This window comes from Streptomyces sp. NPDC036764 (assembly GCF_055609385.1).
Genome location: NZ_JBVJPT010000019.1, coordinates 129,501 through 146,817 on the forward strand (window position 1 = coordinate 129,501; position 17,317 = coordinate 146,817).

At 72.2% G+C, this 17,317-nt stretch carries 9 protein-coding genes; 8 read left to right on the forward strand and 1 reads right to left on the reverse strand.

The features are described from left to right. Positions 1–207: 207 nt before the first annotated feature. Entirely contained in the window at positions 208–1,914 is a 1,707-nt protein-coding gene (locus ACZ69Q_RS41755) for a glycerol-3-phosphate dehydrogenase/oxidase (RefSeq protein ID WP_471053131.1), read from the forward strand. Between the two features lie 84 nt (positions 1,915–1,998). On the opposite strand, the gene ACZ69Q_RS41760 is transcribed toward ACZ69Q_RS41755, so the two are convergent. Further along, positions 1,999–3,084, reverse strand: a complete 1,086-nt coding sequence (locus tag ACZ69Q_RS41760; protein ID WP_471053206.1) for a serine hydrolase domain-containing protein — start codon at positions 3,082–3,084, stop codon at positions 1,999–2,001. A 210-nt stretch (positions 3,085–3,294) separates the two neighbouring features. Between ACZ69Q_RS41760 and ACZ69Q_RS41765 the strand changes: the two genes are divergently transcribed. The 7 genes from ACZ69Q_RS41765 to ACZ69Q_RS41795 all read left to right on the forward strand — a co-directional run bounded on the left by ACZ69Q_RS41765 (position 3,295) and on the right by ACZ69Q_RS41795 (position 17,270). Then, complete coding sequence (locus tag ACZ69Q_RS41765; protein ID WP_471053133.1) at positions 3,295–5,418, forward strand: serine/threonine-protein kinase; 2,124 nt, start codon at positions 3,295–3,297, stop codon at positions 5,416–5,418. A gap of 185 nt (positions 5,419–5,603) precedes the next feature. Further along, on the forward strand, positions 5,604–8,615 hold the full coding sequence (locus tag ACZ69Q_RS41770) for a protein kinase (protein ID WP_471053135.1): 3,012 nt from the start codon (positions 5,604–5,606) through the stop codon (positions 8,613–8,615). A 152-nt stretch (positions 8,616–8,767) separates the two neighbouring features. After that, positions 8,768–10,471: a serine/threonine-protein kinase gene (locus ACZ69Q_RS41775; RefSeq protein ID WP_471053138.1), complete on the forward strand. Its 1,704-nt coding sequence runs from the start codon at positions 8,768–8,770 to the stop codon at positions 10,469–10,471. Between the two features lie 130 nt (positions 10,472–10,601). Beyond that, a complete protein-coding gene (locus tag ACZ69Q_RS41780; RefSeq protein WP_471053140.1) occupies positions 10,602–11,822 on the forward strand; it encodes a serine/threonine-protein kinase in 1,221 nt (406 codons plus the stop codon). A gap of 92 nt (positions 11,823–11,914) precedes the next feature. Further along, positions 11,915–13,633 (forward strand): serine/threonine-protein kinase, encoded by a 1,719-nt coding sequence (locus ACZ69Q_RS41785; protein ID WP_471053143.1) that lies wholly within the window; start codon positions 11,915–11,917, stop codon positions 13,631–13,633. Between the two features lie 38 nt (positions 13,634–13,671). Beyond that, complete coding sequence (locus tag ACZ69Q_RS41790) at positions 13,672–15,525, forward strand: protein kinase domain-containing protein (protein ID WP_471053146.1); 1,854 nt, start codon at positions 13,672–13,674, stop codon at positions 15,523–15,525. A gap of 131 nt (positions 15,526–15,656) precedes the next feature. Beyond that, positions 15,657–17,270: a succinic semialdehyde dehydrogenase gene (locus ACZ69Q_RS41795; RefSeq protein WP_471053149.1), complete on the forward strand. Its 1,614-nt coding sequence runs from the start codon at positions 15,657–15,659 to the stop codon at positions 17,268–17,270. Positions 17,271–17,317 lie beyond the last annotated feature (47 nt).

The window sequence follows — 17,317 nt, forward strand, 5'->3', positions numbered from 1 at the left end:
CAGGACGAGGGAGCGCAATGTCAGACTAGGAGTAAATATGACCGATTTGCGGCATTGAATGATCGCGTTTCCGTGAGTGTTGTCCACAGGCTGGGGGCGAGTGGTGGCTGAAGTCGGGCAACCCGGTCAGAATCTTGGGCATGGGGGGTACGAACCGGGCTTCGCCCGACGGGTGCGGCCGACGCGACCGATGAGCGGGAGGCAGCGGTGAGGACAGCGACACTGGGGCCGGCCGAGCGCGCCGAGTCACTGGCGGCAATGGCCGAGGGCGAGCTGGACCTACTGGTCGTGGGCGGTGGCGTCGTGGGCGCGGGCACAGCGCTCGACGCGGTGACCCGCGGACTGTCAACCGGACTGGTCGAGGCCCGCGACTGGGCATCCGGCACCTCCAGCAGGTCGAGCAAGCTGATCCACGGCGGCCTGCGCTATCTGGAGATGCTCGACTTCGTCCTCGTACGGGAAGCGCTCAAGGAACGCGGGCTGCTGCTGGAGCGGCTCGCCCCGCACCTGGTGAAGCCGGTGCCGTTCCTGTACCCGCTCCAGCACAAGGGCTGGGAGCGGCTGTACGCCGGCTCGGGCGTCGCGCTCTACGACGCGATGTCCATGGCCCGCGGCCGTGGGCGCGGCCTGCCCCTGCACCGCCACCTGAGCCGCCGTCACGCCCTGCGCGTCGCCCCGGCCCTGCGCAAGGACGCCCTGGTCGGCGCGTTGCAGTACTACGACGCCCAGATGGACGACGCCCGCTATGTGGCCACCCTCGTGCGCACGGCGGCGGCCTACGGCGCGAGGGTCGCCAACCGCGCGCGCGTGACGGCGTTCCTGCGCGAGGGCGAGCGTGTCGTCGGGGCCCGGGTGCAGGACGTCGAGGGGGGCGGGGAGTACGAGGTCCGCGCCAAGCAGATCGTCAACGCCACCGGTGTGTGGACCGACGACACCCAGTCGATGGTCGGGGAGCGCGGCCAGTTCCACGTCCGCGCCTCCAAGGGCATCCACCTGGTCGTGCCCAAGGACCGCATCCACTCCTCGACGGGGCTGATCCTGCGCACCGAGAAGTCCGTGCTGTTCGTCATCCCCTGGGGCCGGCACTGGATCGTCGGCACCACCGACACCGACTGGGACCTCGACAAGGCCCACCCGGCCGCGTCCAGCGCGGACATCGACTACCTGCTGGAACACGTGAACTCGGTGCTCGCGGTGCCGCTCACCCGGGACGACGTGGAGGGCGTGTTCGCGGGACTTCGGCCCCTGCTGGCCGGCGAGTCGGACGCGACCAGCAAGCTCTCGCGCGAGCACACTGTGGCCCACCCGGTGCCCGGGCTCGTGGTCGTGGCCGGCGGCAAGTACACGACGTACCGGGTGATGGCCAAGGACGCGGTGGACGCGGCGGTGCACGGGCTCGACATGCGGGTCGCCGAGTGCGTCACGGAGGACATTCCGCTGCTGGGCGCGGAGGGGTACCGGGCGCTGTGGAACGCGCGTGCGCGGATCGCGGTGCGGACGGGCCTTCATGTGGTGCGCGTGGAACACCTGTTGAACCGGTACGGATCGCTCGCCGAGGAGGTGTTCGAACTCATCACCGCGAATCCGGCGCTGGGCGAGCCCCTCGGGTCCGGTGACGACTATCTGCGCGCCGAGATCGTGTACGCCGCCTCGCACGAGGGGGCGCGCCATCTGGACGACGCGCTGACCCGGCGCACGCGCATCTCCATCGAGACGTTCGACCGGGGCACAAGGTGCGCGCGGGAGGCTGCCGAGCTGATGGCGCCGGTGCTGGGCTGGGACAAGGACCACATCGAGCGCGAGGTCGAGCACTACCAGAAGCGGGTGGAGGCCGAGCGTGAGTCGCAGCGCCAACCGGACGACCTGACTGCGGACGCGGCGCGGCTGGGGGCGCCGGACATCGTGCCGCTGTAGTTCCCCGGCACGACCCCGCCGCCTGGGACAACGTCACCCGAACGGGCGATCGGATGCGGGATCTCTGCTCGAACCCCGGCCGTTCTACCTGGTGCGAGGGCAGAACTCGGCGGCGAGCAGCCGGGGTTCGAGGCCGGGATCTGCGATCGCCGTCGTGTTCACCCGGAATGTCATGACACGACGCCCGTCGACGGTGGCCGCGGAGCGCACATAGCTGCCGGATATGCGCCCGCTGTGCCCCCATACGACGGTGCCGCAGGGCAGTTTCACGGGAAAGAGCCCCATGCCGTACGAGCCGTGTGCGGCACGGGTGTCGAGCATCTCGCGCAGCCAGCGCGGGGGCAGCAGCTCGCCGCCGAGCAGCGCGGCGTAGAAGCGGTCGAGGTCGGCGAGCGTGGTCACCAGCTCACCGGCGGCGCCGGCCACCCGCGGGTCGAGTTCGGTGACATCGGTCCCGTCGGCGGCGTAGGCGCGGCCGTGCGGGGAGGGCAGCGAGGTGCGGGAACCGGGGAAGGAGGTGCCGGTCAGACCCAGCGGAGCGATGACGCGCCGCTCGGCCTCGGCGGCGTAGGAGCGGCCGGTGACCTGCTCGATGACCAGGCCGAGCAACACGTAGTTGGTGTTCGAGTATGAGAAGCCGCCACGGGCGGAGGGGGGGTGGGTGAGCGCTATTTGGACAGCCTGAAGCGGCGTCAAGGGGAGGGCACCCCTGGTCGCGGCGGTGAAGTCGTACAGGCCGCTGGTGTGGGTCAGCAGGGCACGGAGGGTCAGCGTGCGCCCGTCGTTGCCCGCGCCGCGCACCAGACCCGGCAGGTGCCGCTCCACCGAGTCGGACAGGGACAGGCGTCGCTCGGCCGCCAGTTGCAGGACGACCGTCGCGATGAAGGTCTTCGTCATGCTGCCGGCGCGGAAGTGGTCGGCGCGGGCGATGCCCTGGCCGGCGCGGGTGTAGTGGGTACCGGTCTCCTCGCGGGCCAGCAGGGCCGCCGCGGGGGCCTCGCCCCGGGTGACGAGCCGCGCCAGGAGGGCGTCCGTCGCCGGAGCCCCGGCCGTCGACGAGGCGGTGAGAGCCGGCCGGCCGGCGGGGGACAGACCGAGGAGAGCCGGGGACACGAGGCCGAGAAGCGTCAGGAGCACAGGGAAGGCCAGTAGTGTCCGAAGCAGTGGCATCACCGGTCGCGCCATGCGGGTTTCCTCCCCTCACCGTGGCCCATCATGCCGGGCGGTGTTACGCGCGGTACACGGGGCCTCGGGTCTGAGCGGACCCGGGCGCCCGCGCCGTGCGGGCGGGTGGCCGCGCGAGGGGCACCCTGGGCGCTGGGCACTTGTCGGGTGAGAGACAATGGAGGCTCTTTCAGGGCGGGTTGTATGAGGGGACGCATGTCGGAGGCGGAGCGGGCGGGGACATCTCGTCAGGACACTCGTCAGGACGACCGTGAGCGTCTCCTCGCGGGGCGGTACCGGCTGGGCGGCGTGCTCGGCAGGGGCGGCATGGGCACGGTGTGGCGTGCCGTCGACGAGACACTGGGGCGCACCGTCGCCGTCAAGGAGCTGCGGTTCCCGTCGAACATCGACGAGGAGGAGAAGCGGCGCCTGATCACGCGCACCCTGCGCGAGGCCAAGGCGATCGCCCGGATCCGCAACAACAGCGCGGTCACGGTGTTCGACGTGGTCGACGAGGACGACCGGCCCTGGATCGTGATGGAGCTCGTCGAGGGCAAGTCGCTCGCCGAGGTCATCCGGGAGGACGGCCTGCTGGAGCCCAAGCGGGCGGCCGAGGTGGGCCTCGCGGTTCTCGATGTGCTGCGGTCCGCGCACCGCGAGGGCATCCTGCACCGCGACGTGAAGCCGTCGAACGTACTGCTGGAGTCCGACACCGACCGGGTCGTGCTCACCGACTTCGGCATCGCCCAGGTCGAGGGCGACCCGTCCATCACCTCGACCGGAATGCTCGTCGGCGCGCCCTCCTACATCTCCCCTGAGCGGGCCCGCGGTCACAAGCCGGGCCCCGCGGCCGACCTGTGGTCGCTGGGCGGGCTGTTGTACGCGTCGGTCGAGGGTGTGCCGCCGTACGACAAGGGCTCCGCGATCGCCACGCTCACCGCGGTGATGACCGAGCCGATGGAGGAGCCGAAGAACGCGGGTCCGCTGCGGGACGTCATCTACGGCCTGCTCACCAAGGACCCCGAGAAGCGGCTCGACGACGCCGGTGCGCGGGCGATGCTCAACGCCGTCATCCACGCGCCCGAGCGCAAGGCCGAGCCGGAGCCGGCGGACGCGACGAAGGTCGTGCCGCTGCCGCCGCAGCCCGACGGGCCGGAGGGCAAGGGGCGTTCGGGCGCCGGCTCCGCGAGCAAGAAGGGCGAAGAAGCCGGGGAGCGGTTGCGCGGGGCGCTGCGTTCCGTGCGCAAGGCCGCCGTGGGCGCGGGGGCGGCCGGGGCTGCCACGCGCGGCAAGTCCAAGAGCGAGAAGGCTGATTCCGGTTCCGTATCGGGCGGTGGAGCGACCGGTGGGTCGGCCACGGCAGGGGGCGGCGCCGGGACTTCGGCGGGGGCCGGGAGTTCGGGTCGGGGTTCCGGTTCCGAGGGCGGCGGCGTGGTCGCCGGGTCCGCCGCGGGCGCCGGGGCCAAGGCCGGCTCCGGTGAGCGGGACGTCACGAGCGGGAACGGACCGAGCGGGGGCCGGAGTTCGGGGTGGCCCGTCATGTCGCCGCCGGACATGCCGGAGCGGCCCGTGCCGAGGGCTCCGCTCACCGATGTGGTGCCGAAGCGGACGCTGGTGATCATCGCGGTGGTCGTGGCGCTCGCCGTGCTCGGCGTGGTGCTGGCCGTGGCGCTGCGCGACGGCGACGACTCGACCGGAGCGGCGGGCGACGGCGGGGCCAAGGCCTCCGCCAAGGCGAGCGCGAGCACCGACACCAAGCGGGACGACGAGGGGAGCCGTACGGACGGCGGGAAGTCCTCGTCGGCGCCGAACGGCTCGGGTTCGGGTTCCGGGGACGGGAAGAAGCCGAGCGCCGAGGCGAGCGCAACCGGAGGCAGCGGTGCCGAGGCGGGGTCCGGTGGTGGCAGCGGGTCCGTCTCGAACCACAAGGGCAGCCAGGGGTACTCGATCGGGCTGCCCGAGGGATGGGCGTTCCAGTCCACGGGGTCGGCGGGGGACCGGTTCACCGGGCCCGACGGGCAGAAGCTGCTCGTCGCCTGGACGTCCACGCCGCAGGACGACCCGGTGGCGGACTGGAAGGACCAGGAGCAGTACATGGTCCGCTCGCAGTACGACCGGATCCGCATAGAGAAGGTGGACTATCGCGACTGGAACACGGCCGACTGGGAGTTCACCTATGCCGAGGGCGGGACGAAGTACCGGACGATCGACCGTGGGTTCGTCGTGGACAGCCGTCGCGGCTATGCGCTGATGTACACCGCGAAGGCCGCCGATTGGGACAGTGATCTCCGTAAGGACACCTGGAAGACACTGACCGGTTCGTTCCAGCCGAAGTCATGAGGTGAGCGGGTCTCCGCAAGGGTTCGCGAGGGCCGGGTTCGAGTTGTGAGATACGGCAACCCCTCTTTGTGGGTTGCCTCCGGCACGTATCGTGAATGCTTGCGGACCGTGCGCATCCAGTCGCGTGCCCGGAAAGCGACGCAAGGCGAACGGAATTGACCAACCGGGCTGCCGGGGGAGGCAACGTGGACGACTATGCGGGTCGGGTGCTCGCCGACCGCTACCGCCTGCCGCTGCCACCCTCCGACGAGTACGAACTCACCGAGACCCGGGCCTTCGACACCTACAGCGGACAGGAAGTCCTGGTCCGGCAGGTGCCGTTGCCGGAGGTCGTCGAGGCGGAGGTGCTCGACGCCGAGGGCCTGCCCGAGGGCTTCACCGCGCGGGACGCGCGTGAGCGCGGGGCGGGGCGGCGGGCCTCGGCGCGGTCCAGCACCCGTCGGCCCAGTGATCCCGCGGTGCGGCGGGCGGTCGAAGCGGCGCAGGCCGCGGCGCGGATCCCCGACCATCCGCGGCTGGACCAGGTCTTCGACGTGTTCGCCGAGGGCGGCTCGTTGTGGATAGTGAGTGAGTTCGTGGCCTCGCGTCCGCTGGCCGCACTGCTCGCCGAGAAGCCGTTGACGCCGTACCGGGCGGCCGAGGTCGCCTCCGACGTCCTCATGGCGCTGCGGGTGCTGCACGCGCACGGCTGGGTCCACCGGAACATCACCGCCCGCACGGTGCTCGTCTGCGACGACGGCCGGGTGATGCTGACCGGGCTCGCGGTGGGGGCCGCGGAGGAGGCACTGTGCGGGTACGACCCGGTGCCGGCCGAGGACGGTGACGGGGGCGGGGGCGGCGGGCTCGCCACGTTCGGCGGGGGGCCGTCTGCGGGGGGCGGCGTCGGTGGGCCGGGGGGCGGCGGAGCTTCCGGACAGCTTGGGGGAGGGTCTGGGCAGGGTGGCTCTGGTGGCCCTGGAGGCCCTGGAGGCCAACGAGGTCCCGGTGGCCCTGGTGGCCAACGAGGTCCTGGTGGCCCTGGTGGCCTTGGAGGTCCCGGCAGTGCCGGAGGCCTCGGTAGCCCTGGGGCCGCTGGACCCAGGGCCGCTGGACCCGGTGCTGGTGGACCCGGCGCCGCTGGACCCGGTGCTGGTGGACCTGGTGCTGGTGGGCCTGGTACCGGTGGGCTCGGTGTCGGTGGTACCGATCCCGAGGCCGCTCGGCGTGCCGCGATAGAGGCGCGGGCGGCCGGTGGGCTGTCGGTGCCCGCGGGCGAGGGGGGCACTGGCGCGGGAGCCTCGGGAGAGGCGCCGAGCGGTGCTCCCGAGACCGGCGGGGACATCAGGGCCGCGCGGGCCGGGGCGATCGCCGCGTATCGCGCGGGTGCCCGTGCCGCGGCCCGGGTGCAGGAAGGCCGGCAGAACGGACGCGTCGCGCTGCCGGGTGCCCGTCCGGCGCCCGAGGGCGGCCCGGCGTACCAGGCCAACGGCGCGGCGCAGCAGCCGTATCCCTCCGGCCCTTCCGGCGACGGCGTCGCGACGCCGCCGGGGCAGATCGCCGACCCGTACGGCGTGCAGGCCACGCCCTGGCACGGCGCCGCGCCCCGTCGCGAGGCGCCCGGCACGCCCACGGAAGCGGGCCACGACCGCGTGGCACTGCCCCCGGCGGGCCAGGACACCGGCGCCCGGACCGGCTTCGGTACGCCACCGGGCACCACGGTGCCGGCGCCCGGCGTCGGCGGATTCCCCGGGCCCGGCGCCCCGGCACCGGGCTCCTCCGCGTCTGGTGTCGGCACACCCGTGCACGGTGCTGGCGCGTTCCCCGCGCAAGGCATCCCCGCCTCCGGCACTCCCTCAGCGACGGGTGCCCATGCCACCTCAGGCACCCCCGCCAACTCCCCCCACCCCCCGGCACGCTGGAACGACCTCGCCAAGGGTGTTCCCGCTCATCGGGGGCCCACCACCGCGCTCGCCGCAGAGCGGGCTCGGCAGGCGCGGATGGCCGTGGTCGGGCCCGTGACCGAGCGGTGGGCGCCGGAGCAGGCCGGGCCCGTGCACGAGAACTGGCGGCTCGCCGCGCCGATCGGGCCCGCGACCGACCTGTGGGCGCTGGGCGCGCTGCTGTTCCGGGCCGTGCAGGGGCACGCGCCGTACCCGGAGGAGTCGACGGCCGAGCTGGTGCAGATGGTGTGCGCGGAGCCGCCCGCCTTCGCCGAGGAGTGCGGGCCGCTCAGGCCGGTCGTGGAGTCGCTGCTGCGTCAGGACCCCACCGAGCGCCTCGATTACGAGGAGCTGAGCGGCTGGCTCCGCTCGCTGGTGCGGTCCGCGCCCGAGCCGGAGGCCGGTGCGCATGTCGTCGCCGCGCCGCCCGTCGACCCGAACCGGCTGCCGATCGTGCGGCGCCGGGGCGAGTTGGTACGCCGTCGGCGAGCCGGGCTGCCCGCACATCACGGGCGGCACAAGCGGGCCAAGCAGGAGTCGGCTTCGCCGCGCAGGCTGGGCCGTACGTTGCTGCTGCTGGTCCTGCTCGGCATGGCCGCGGCGATCGCGTACGCCATGCTGTTCATGCCGAAGGCCGACGAGGGCAACGCCGGTACGGCCGGAGGGGATCGCACGGGCGCCGCCGGCCAGGCCGGTGACGCGGACACCGAGGAGTCCGCCGAGGCGAGCAGCGAACCGCGGCCCGACCAGACCTCCCCGGAGTCCGGCAACGGCCCCTCGGAGTCGGCGGGTTCCTCCGAGACGCAGAGCAACGACCCCGAGGTCCCCGACGGCTTCACGCTGCGCAAGGACGACGCCGGTTTCCAGGTCGCGGTGGCCAACGGTTGGGACCGCACGCCGAAGAACGGGCGCGGGCAGGTCGTGTACTCCCACGGCGACTTCGACCTCTTCGTCGTACCGGGCCGCGACACCGCGGACCAGTACGGCAGCGACCCGATGGTCTACCAGCGTGAGCACGAGCGGGAGTTGCAGCCGTACCGCGACTCGAGCTGGGCCTCCTCCGGCGGGCTGAAGACCATTCAGGTCGGCGAGCGGACCATGGCCGAGGGGCAGTTCACCTGGACCGACGGCGAGGGGCGTGAGCTGTTCGTGCGTAATCTCGCGATCCTGATCGACGGGCGTTACCACGTGGTGCAGGTGCGCGGGCCGGAGGCCGAGCGGGACGAGGTCACGCGGCTGTTCGAGCAGGCGTCGGCGACCTACCAGGTCACCGGATGATTGCGCCCAAGAACCCTGTGTGATGGTTGCTTCCCGATGGCGAAAGCGACAACCATCACAGTGCGGTCTCCATGGCACCCCCGTGGTTCCGGTCGCGTCGGCCGGTCTTTAACCTGACCCTGTCAAGAACATTGCGGGGCAACGTGAATCAGATGCAGGGCCAGCTCGTTTCGGGCCGCTACCGGCTCGCCGACGCGATCGGCAGCGGCGGCATGGGGCGCGTCTGGCGTGCGCACGATGAGGTGCTGCATCGGGCCGTGGCAATCAAGGAGTTGACCGCCGCCCTCTACGTCTCCGAGAGCGACCAGGAGCGGCTGCTCGCCCGTACCCGGGCCGAGGCGCGGGCCGCCGCGCGCATCAACCACTCGGCGGTCGTCACCGTGCACGACGTGCTGGAGCACGACGGCCGGCCGTGGATCGTGATGGAGCTGATCGAGGGGAACTCGCTGGCCGACGCGGTCAAGGAGCGCGGGCGCGTCGAACCGGCCGAGGCCGCCAGGATCGGTCTGTGGGTGCTGCGGGCGCTTCGCGCGGCGCACTCCGCCGGGGTCCTGCACCGCGACGTCAAGCCCGGCAACGTCCTGCTCTCCGAGGACGGCCGGGTCCTGCTGACCGACTTCGGCATCGCTCAGATCGAGGGCGACACCACCATCACCCGCACCGGAGAGGTCGTCGGCTCGGTCGACTACCTCGCCCCCGAGCGGGTCCGCGGCCACGACCCGGGCGCCTCCTCCGACTTGTGGGCGCTCGGCGCGACGCTGTACACGGCCGTGGAGGGCCGCTCGCCCTTCCGCCGCACCTCGCCGCTGACCACCATGCAGGCGGTCGTCGAGGAAGAGGCCACCGAGCCGCAGCACGCCGGCCCGCTCGCGCCCGTGATCACCGCCCTGCTGCGCAAGGATCCGGCCACCCGGCCCGACGCGTCCGAGGCCGAGCAGATGCTGGCCGAGGCGGCGGAGGGGCGACGACCGAGCGCGGCGCAGGTGTACGTGCCGACGCAGCACAACCGTTACGAGCCGGAGGCGCACACCGGGCCCTCGCAGGGCCCCGCGCACCCCGGAACGGCCGCACGCACCGGCGCGGAGGCAGGGGCGAGCAACACCCCGTACCCGTCGGCGAGCAACACCCCGTACGGATCGGCGAGCAGCACCCCGTACCCGCCGGTGACCGGCACCCCGTACCCGCCCACCCGCACGGGCGGCGCACCGTCGCGCAAGCGCCGTCGGCTGCGCACGCTGGCGCTCGTCGTCGCGCTCGCCGCGGTCATCGGCGGCGGCACCGCGGTGGTGCTCCAGAAGTGGGGGCCGCAGAGCGGCCCGCCCGCCTCCGCCTCGCCGGGCCCCTCGGGGTCGCAGGACCCGGGCGCGCCGGGCGGTGTACTGGCCTCCTGGAAGCGCTACGACGACCCCCTGGGGTTCAGCCTGTACCTGCCCGCGGGCTGGGAGCGGGAGGTGGTCGGCAAGGAGGTCGACGGCCTCCAGCAGGTCGACTACTCGCCGGACGGGGGTGATCACTTCGTCCGAATCGCCGTCGACACCTCGCCCCAATTCGCGAACTCCTACGACCATTTCCGCGACCTGGAGGAGTTGCTGGGGCAGAAGCTGGTCGACTACAAGACGGTGTACCTGAAGCAGAACCTGTACCGCGACCGCCAGGGCTCCCTGTGGGAGTACACGTGGACCGCGCTGGCCAAGGACACGCCGTTCCCGGGGCCACGCCGCGCCATCGACCAGGCCTACATCGACCGGGACGGCACGGAGTACGCGATCTACCTGTCCACGCCGATCGCCGACTGGACGACCATGCGCAAGCAGTTCACGTCGGTGCTCCAGGGGTGGCAGCCGAGCGGGTCCTGAGGCGTCCGATCGCCGGGCGGTCCCGTGGGATTCCTGACCGCCGAGCGGCTTTTGAAGTCGTTTGCTCCTTTGCATAGTTGGCCGATCGGCACCCCGGAGTCGGTCCGTCCGGTGCGGCATGATGGGGCGCATGGGGACCGAGGGGGCCAACTTCCGTGTGATCGCGGGGCGTTACCGCCTCGAGGCGAGGCTCGGTCGCGGCGGCATGGGCGTCGTATGGCGGGCGACCGACCAGTTGCTCGGGCGCAGGGTGGCCGTCAAGGAGCTCCCACTCGACGACACGCTCTCGGCGGCCGAGGCCCGGCATCAGCGCGAACGGACGTTGCGCGAGGCCCAGGCGGTGGCGCAGCTCAGCCACCCGCATGTCATGGTCGTCCATGACGTGGTCGAGGACGGCGAACGCCCGTACATCGTCATGGAGTTGATCGACGGCGACTCTCTCGCCGACCGGATCACGGCCCACGGGCCCGTCGACGCCCGGGAGGCCGCCCGGATCGGCGCCGACCTGCTGAGCGCGTTGCGCACGGCACACGAGGCCGGCGTGCTGCACCGGGACATCAAACCGGCCAATGTGCTCATCGAGAACGGCACCGACCGCGTCGTCCTCACCGACTTCGGCATCGCCCAGATGCCGGGCGCCTCCACGCTCACCGAGTCCGGGTCCTTCGTCGGCTCGCCCGAGTACACCGCGCCCGAGCGGATGTCCGGCGCCGGGACGGGCCCCGCCTCCGATCTGTGGTCGGTGGGCGCGCTGCTGTGTGCGGCCCTGAGCGGCGAGTCGCCGTTCCGGCGCGACTCGTTGAGCGGCGTGGTGCTCGCCGTGGTGTCCGACGAGATACGTCCGCCCGCGCAGGCGGCGCCGATCCTGCCCGTCGTACAGGGGCTGCTGGAGCGGGATCCGGGGCTGCGGCTGGACGCCGTGGAGGCGGAGCGGATGCTCCGGGAGTTCCTGGAGACGGGGCTCACCCTTGTGATGAAACGGTTCGGCAGGGCGGATCGCACCGATCGAACCGATCGCACCTACTCGCCCCGCAGCGTGCTGGCCACCGTCGTGCTGGTCGCCGCCATGGCTGTGGCGGGGGTGTCGGCGGCGGCGCTGCTGGTGAACGGGGGTGGGGACGGGGGCGTCGTGCCGACCAGTTCGGCGCCGGAGAGCTCGGACAAGCCGTCCCCTACGGCGAGTTCCGCCGGCCCCTCCACCAAGTCTCCGTCGCCGCGCCCATCCACCACGTCTCCCTCACCGCGCCCATCCACCGCGTCTCCCTCACCGAGCCCATCCACCGCGTCTCCCTCGCCGAGCATGTCTCCCTCATCGGCCACTCCGGGCCTCTCTCCCACCAACTCCGAATAAAGGGGAAATAAGTAGCGACCTGAGTCACGGCTCTGTGACTGGAAAGCATTCCCGCTGGCTACCCGGACGCCCCCCGCGATACGAATGGAGCCATGAGCAGCAACGGGGGAGCCCCTTATCGGTCCGACGAGCCGACGAGTTTTGAACTGCAACCACCGCAGCCGAACTTTTCGGCGCCGGTGCCGCACCCGGACAATCCGTACGCGGCGCCCGCTCAGACCGCACCGCAGCAGGCCGCACCGCAGCAGACCGCACCGCAGCAGGCCGCATCCGCGACCGCCGGGCCCGCGCACCCCGCCGCCCCCGCTCAGGCTCCCGCCCCCGAACCCGGCACCGGTCGGCTGATCGCCGGACGCTACCGCCTGCTCGCCAAGCTCGGGCACGGCGGCATGGGCACCGTCTGGCGGGCCAAGGACGAGACGGTGGACCGCGAAGTCGCGGTGAAGGAGCCCCGCGTACCGGATCACCTTCCCGAACGCGAACGCGCCAACGCCTTCGAGCGGATGCGCCGCGAGGCCCGAGCCGCGGCCCGGCTCGACCACCCGGCCGTCGTGAACGTCCATGACGTGGCCGTCGTGGACGGCCGGCCCTGGATCGTGATGGAGCTGGTGCAGGGCCGTTCGCTGGGCGACGCGCTGCAGGAGGGCACGCTCGGCGCCCGGGACGCGGCGAGAATCGGCCTCGAAGTGCTCGGCGCGCTGGAGGCCGCGCACGCGGCGGGCATCCTGCACCGCGACGTGAAGCCGGACAACGTCATGCTCGGCCGCCACGACCGTGTCGTCCTCACCGACTTCGGCATCGCCCAGATCGAGGGCGAGACCAATCTGACCGACACCGGCGGCTTCGTCGGCTCGCCGGAGTACATCGCGCCGGAGCGGGTGCTGGGCCAGCGCCCGGGCCCGGCCAGCGACCTGTGGTCCCTGGGCGTCGTCCTGTACGCGGCGGCGGAGGGCGTCTCGCCGTTCCGCCGCAGCAACACCCCGGCGACCCTCCAGTCCGTCCTGAACGCCGTGCCCGCGGCGCCGGCCTCCGCGAAGGGCCCGCTCGCCGAGGCCATCAACGGCCTCCTCCAGAAGGACCCGGCACGCCGCCCGAACGCCGCGCAGACACGGGCGCTGCTGGAACAGGCCGCCAACCCGCCCGTGCAGGCCGCCACCCAGGTCGTACGGATACCCGAGGGCGTCAAGGCCGGGATACGGATCGGGCCGAAGGCCCTGCTCGGCATCGGGGCGGCGATCGTCGCCGGTGCGGTGGCGGCATATCTGGTGATCGCCGACCCGTTCGCGGGGCCGTTGCCGGACGGCTGGGCGGAACGGGCGAACCCGAAGCTGGGGGTGACACTCCAGGTGCCCGCGACCTACCAGGTCGGCAGGCCGGACGCCGACGACAGCGAGAAGAACTGGGTCACCTACTCCGACTGGAGCGGCAGCATCTGGGTCCGCGTGAATCTGGCCAAGAAGTCCGAGGACACCTCGAACCAGATCAAGAACTCCGCCGCGGCCGAGATGTACGCCGAGAACGAGGTGTTCAAGGAGCAGGGCAGCTACGACCTCTCCATGCCCGAAAGCCCCACGACGAAGCCGCAGCAGACCAAGTACCAGGGCAGGCAGTCGGCCGAGAACACGGTCGTGTACAAAACGACCGACACCGAGAACCCGCGCCCCCGCGAGCTGAAGATCTTCTACTACAAGACCTCGGCCGGCGACATGTACAAGGTGGAGATCGGCTACCCCGGCAAGGGCGACTTCACCGACCGAGGCCGTGAGGTGGCGAAGACGGTGATCGAGAACCTGGAGATCGGCAAGCTCTGAACTGGCGAAGTGCCCACCCCGCAAGGTAGGCATGGGGCATGAGCGAAGACGGTGGCCGCACCGGACCCAACGGGCGTGTGATCGGCGGGCGTTACCGCCTGGTCGAGCGCATCGGATCCGGCGGGATGGGCACCGTCTGGCGGGCGCTCGACGAGCTGGTGGACCGCGAAGTCGCCGTCAAGCAGCCGAGGTTGCCCGGCGACCCGGAGGACGCCGCCCATCAGCGGGCCGCCAACCGCCTCTACCGCGAGGCCCGCGCCGCCGCCCGGGTGGACCATCCGGCCGCCGTATCCATCCATGACGTCGTCGTGGAGGAGGACGGACTGCCGTGGATCGTCATGGAGCTGGTCCGCGGCGAGTCCCTGCACGAGGCCCTCAAGCGCGGCCCCGTGGAGGCGCCGGAGGCGGCCCGCATCGGCATCGCCGTCCTCGGCGCCCTGCGCGCCGCGCACAACGTCGGCATCGTCCACCGCGACGTCAAGCCCGCCAACGTGCTGCTCGGCGCGCACCGCCGCGTCGTCCTGACCGACTTCGGCATCGCCCACATCCAGGGCGAGGAATCCCTCACGGTCAGCGGCGAGTTCGTCGGCTCCCTGGAGTTCATCGCCCCCGAGCGGATGTCCGGCCGCGGCGCGGGCCCCGCCTCCGACCTGTGGTCGCTGGGCGTGCTGCTGTACGCCGCCGTGGAGGGCTGGTCGCCCTTTCGCCGTACGACCCTGGAGTCCACGCTCGCCGCGATCCTCGCCGCCGAGCCGCCCGAGCCGAAACAGGCGGGGCCGCTCGGGTCGCTGATCGTGCGGCTGCTGGTGAAGGACCCCGAGCGACGGCCCGACGCGGACGAGGTCGAGGCGGTGCTGGAGGCGGTCGTGAAGGGCTGGCCGGTACCGGAGCCCGCGGGCGCGGCGGCGTCGGGGCCTCAGGACGCCTCCGGGCTCAGGGAGTTCGCCGAGGACTCCGGGACCGTACGGCTGAGGGGTGAGCCGGTCACCGGGCCGACGTCCGGCGGCACACCCGAGCCCACCCCCGAACCGGCCACCGGCCCCACTGCCGAACCGGCGAGCGCCACCTCGGCCACGACTACCTCTCCCGAACCGGCGACCGCCACCTCGGCCACGACTACCTCTCCCGAACCGGCGACCGCCACCTCGGCCACCACCGATCCCGAACCGGCGACCGCCACCTCGGCCACCACCGATCCCGAACCGGCGACCGCCACCTCGGCCACCGCCTCCTCCACCACCGCCGCCTCGAAACCGCGGCGCCGCTCCTGGCTGCTGCGCCCCGTCCCCGTGGCCGTCCTCGCTGTCCTCCTCGTCGTCGGCACCTGGTTCACCGCCTCCTCCTTCCTCGTCGACAGGGACAAGGGCGACGACGTGCGGGAGATGAACCCCACCTACAGCTCGGCCCCCCTGGCCCCGGCGACCAAGCCCGGCCCCACCTCCGGCGGCTGGACCGAGCACCGGGAGCGGGACATGGACGCGGTCCTCTTCCTCCCCGCCGAGTACAAGGAGGCCGCGCGCGAGGGCGGTGCCGCCGACCAGCCCCGGCTCGTCGTCTACGACATCGGCCTCGTCCAGGTCCGCCTGACCCAGTGGGACAAGGCGCCCCGCCCGCTGCTGGAGCAGGCGCAGGAGGCGCACGACACCTGGGACAGCTACAACCACGACGCGAGCACCCAGTCCACCCGCACCACGTTCAAGGGCCACGACGCCGTCTTCTCCGACACCACCTACGACAAGGACGTCTCCCCGACCCGCGTCATGCAGCTCATCGTGGTCACGGCCGAGGACCGCATGTACGAGCTGCGTGTCGACATGCCCAAGGGCACGCCCACGGAGAAGAAGGGCACCGCGGTCTTCAAGGGCGCCCGTGACCGACTCGAGATCGAGTGATCCGCCGCCGACTCGGCAACGCCCTGATCAGCTCGTTTGTTGCCAGTGGACACTGGCGGCATGTGAGCACTCGGTGAATCCCCGTTACCGACGGGTACACAAAGCCCCCGCTCCGGCATACTCTGCGCCTCATGACGGACGCGCAGGCCCCGGCCAAGACCGGCACCAACCCCCTCGCCCCCGCCCCGCAGGGCGCCCGTACCGCCGCCGACGTGGTCACGCCCGAGCTGGTGGCCCAGCTCACCAAGGGCGTGGTGGGTTCCGGCCGTACCGCGAACCACACGCCGTTCACCGGTGAGAAGCTGGCCGACCTGCCGGAATCCACGCCCGAGGACGTGGAGCGGGCCTTCGAGGCGGCCCGTGCGGCGCAGGCCGTCTGGGCCCAGGTCCCGGTGCGGCAGCGCGCCGCCGTCCTGCTCCGCTTCCACGACCTGGTGCTCGAACGGCAGGCGGAGGTCCTCGACCTCATCCAGTTGGAGACCGGCAAGGCCAGGCTGCACGCGCACGAAGAGGTGCAGGCCGTCGCCGTCGCCGCCCGCCACTACGGCCGTAAGGCACCCGCCTACCTCAAGCCGAAGCGGCACGCGGGCGCGGTGCCCACGCTCACCCGGGTCACCGAGCTGCGCCACCCGCGCGGTGTCGTCGGCCAGATCGCCCCCTGGAACTACCCCCTGGAGCTGTCCGTCGGTGACGCGCTCCCGGCGTTCGTCGCGGGCAACGCCGTCGTCATGAAGCCCGACACGGAGACCTGCCTGACCGCCCTGTGGGCCCGCGACCTGCTCATAGAGGCCGGGCTGCCCGCCGACGTCTTCCAGGTCGTCCTCGGCGAGGGCCCCGTCGTCGGCCCCGAGGTCGTCAAGCACGCCGACTACGTCTCCTTCACCGGCTCCACCCGCACCGGCCGCCAGGTCGCGCAGGGTGCCGCCGCCCGGCTGGTCGGCGTCTCCCTCGAACTCGGCGGCAAGAACGCCATGCTGGTGCTGGAGGACGCCGACATCGAGAAGGCCGCCGCCGGCGCCGTCCGCGCCTGCTTCTCCTCCGCCGGCCAACTGTGCATCTCCATCGAGCGGTTGTACGTCCACGAGTCGATCGCCGACGCCTTCGTCGAGCGCTTCGCCGCCCGCACCAAGGCGATGCGGCTCGGCACGTCCCTCGCCTACGGCGCCGACATGGGCTCCCTGGTCGGCGAGCGCCAGCTCGAGACGGTGACCCGGCACGTGGAGGAGGCCGTCGCCAAGGGCGCCAAGCTCGTCGCGGGCGGCACGGCCCGCCCGGACATCGGCCCGTACTTCTTCGAGCCGACGATCCTCGACGGCGTCGTACCGGAGATGACCGTCTGCTCCGAGGAGACCTTCGGGCCGGTCGTGTCCATCTACCGCTTCAAGACCGAGGACGAGGCGGTCGAGCACGCCAACTCCACGCCGTACGGCCTCAACTCGTCGGTCTGGACGAAGGACGGCGGCCGTGGCCGCGCGGTCGCCGCCCGCCTGCGCACCGGCACGGTGAACGTCAACGAGGGCTACGCCCCCGCGTACGGCAGCGTCCAGTCGCCCATGGGCGGCATGAAGGACTCCGGCCTCGGCCGCCGCCACGGCTCCGAGGGCATCCTCAAGTACACGGAGGCCCAGACGGTCGCCCAGCAGCGGCTGCTGCCGATGGCGCCGTCGCTGGGCATGGACGACGAGAAGTACGCGCAGTTCATGAGCCGGAGCCTGCGCCTGATGAAGGCGTTCCGTTTCCGCTAGGCCCGGTTCCGAGCCCCACCGCACCACCGCTTTCAACGAGGAGAGCA

Coding starts and splice junctions, on each gene's coding strand:
- ACZ69Q_RS41760 (WP_471053206.1), bottom strand. CDS start 3,084: ATGCCACTGCTTCGGACACTACTGGCCTTCCCTGTGCTCCTGACGCTT.
- ACZ69Q_RS41765 (WP_471053133.1), top strand. CDS start 3,295: ATGTCGGAGGCGGAGCGGGCGGGGACATCTCGTCAGGACACTCGTCAG.
- ACZ69Q_RS41775 (WP_471053138.1), top strand. CDS start 8,768: ATGCAGGGCCAGCTCGTTTCGGGCCGCTACCGGCTCGCCGACGCGATC.
- ACZ69Q_RS41780 (WP_471053140.1), top strand. CDS start 10,602: ATGGGGACCGAGGGGGCCAACTTCCGTGTGATCGCGGGGCGTTACCGC.
- ACZ69Q_RS41785 (WP_471053143.1), top strand. CDS start 11,915: ATGAGCAGCAACGGGGGAGCCCCTTATCGGTCCGACGAGCCGACGAGT.
- ACZ69Q_RS41790 (WP_471053146.1), top strand. CDS start 13,672: ATGAGCGAAGACGGTGGCCGCACCGGACCCAACGGGCGTGTGATCGGC.
- ACZ69Q_RS41795 (WP_471053149.1), top strand. CDS start 15,657: ATGACGGACGCGCAGGCCCCGGCCAAGACCGGCACCAACCCCCTCGCC.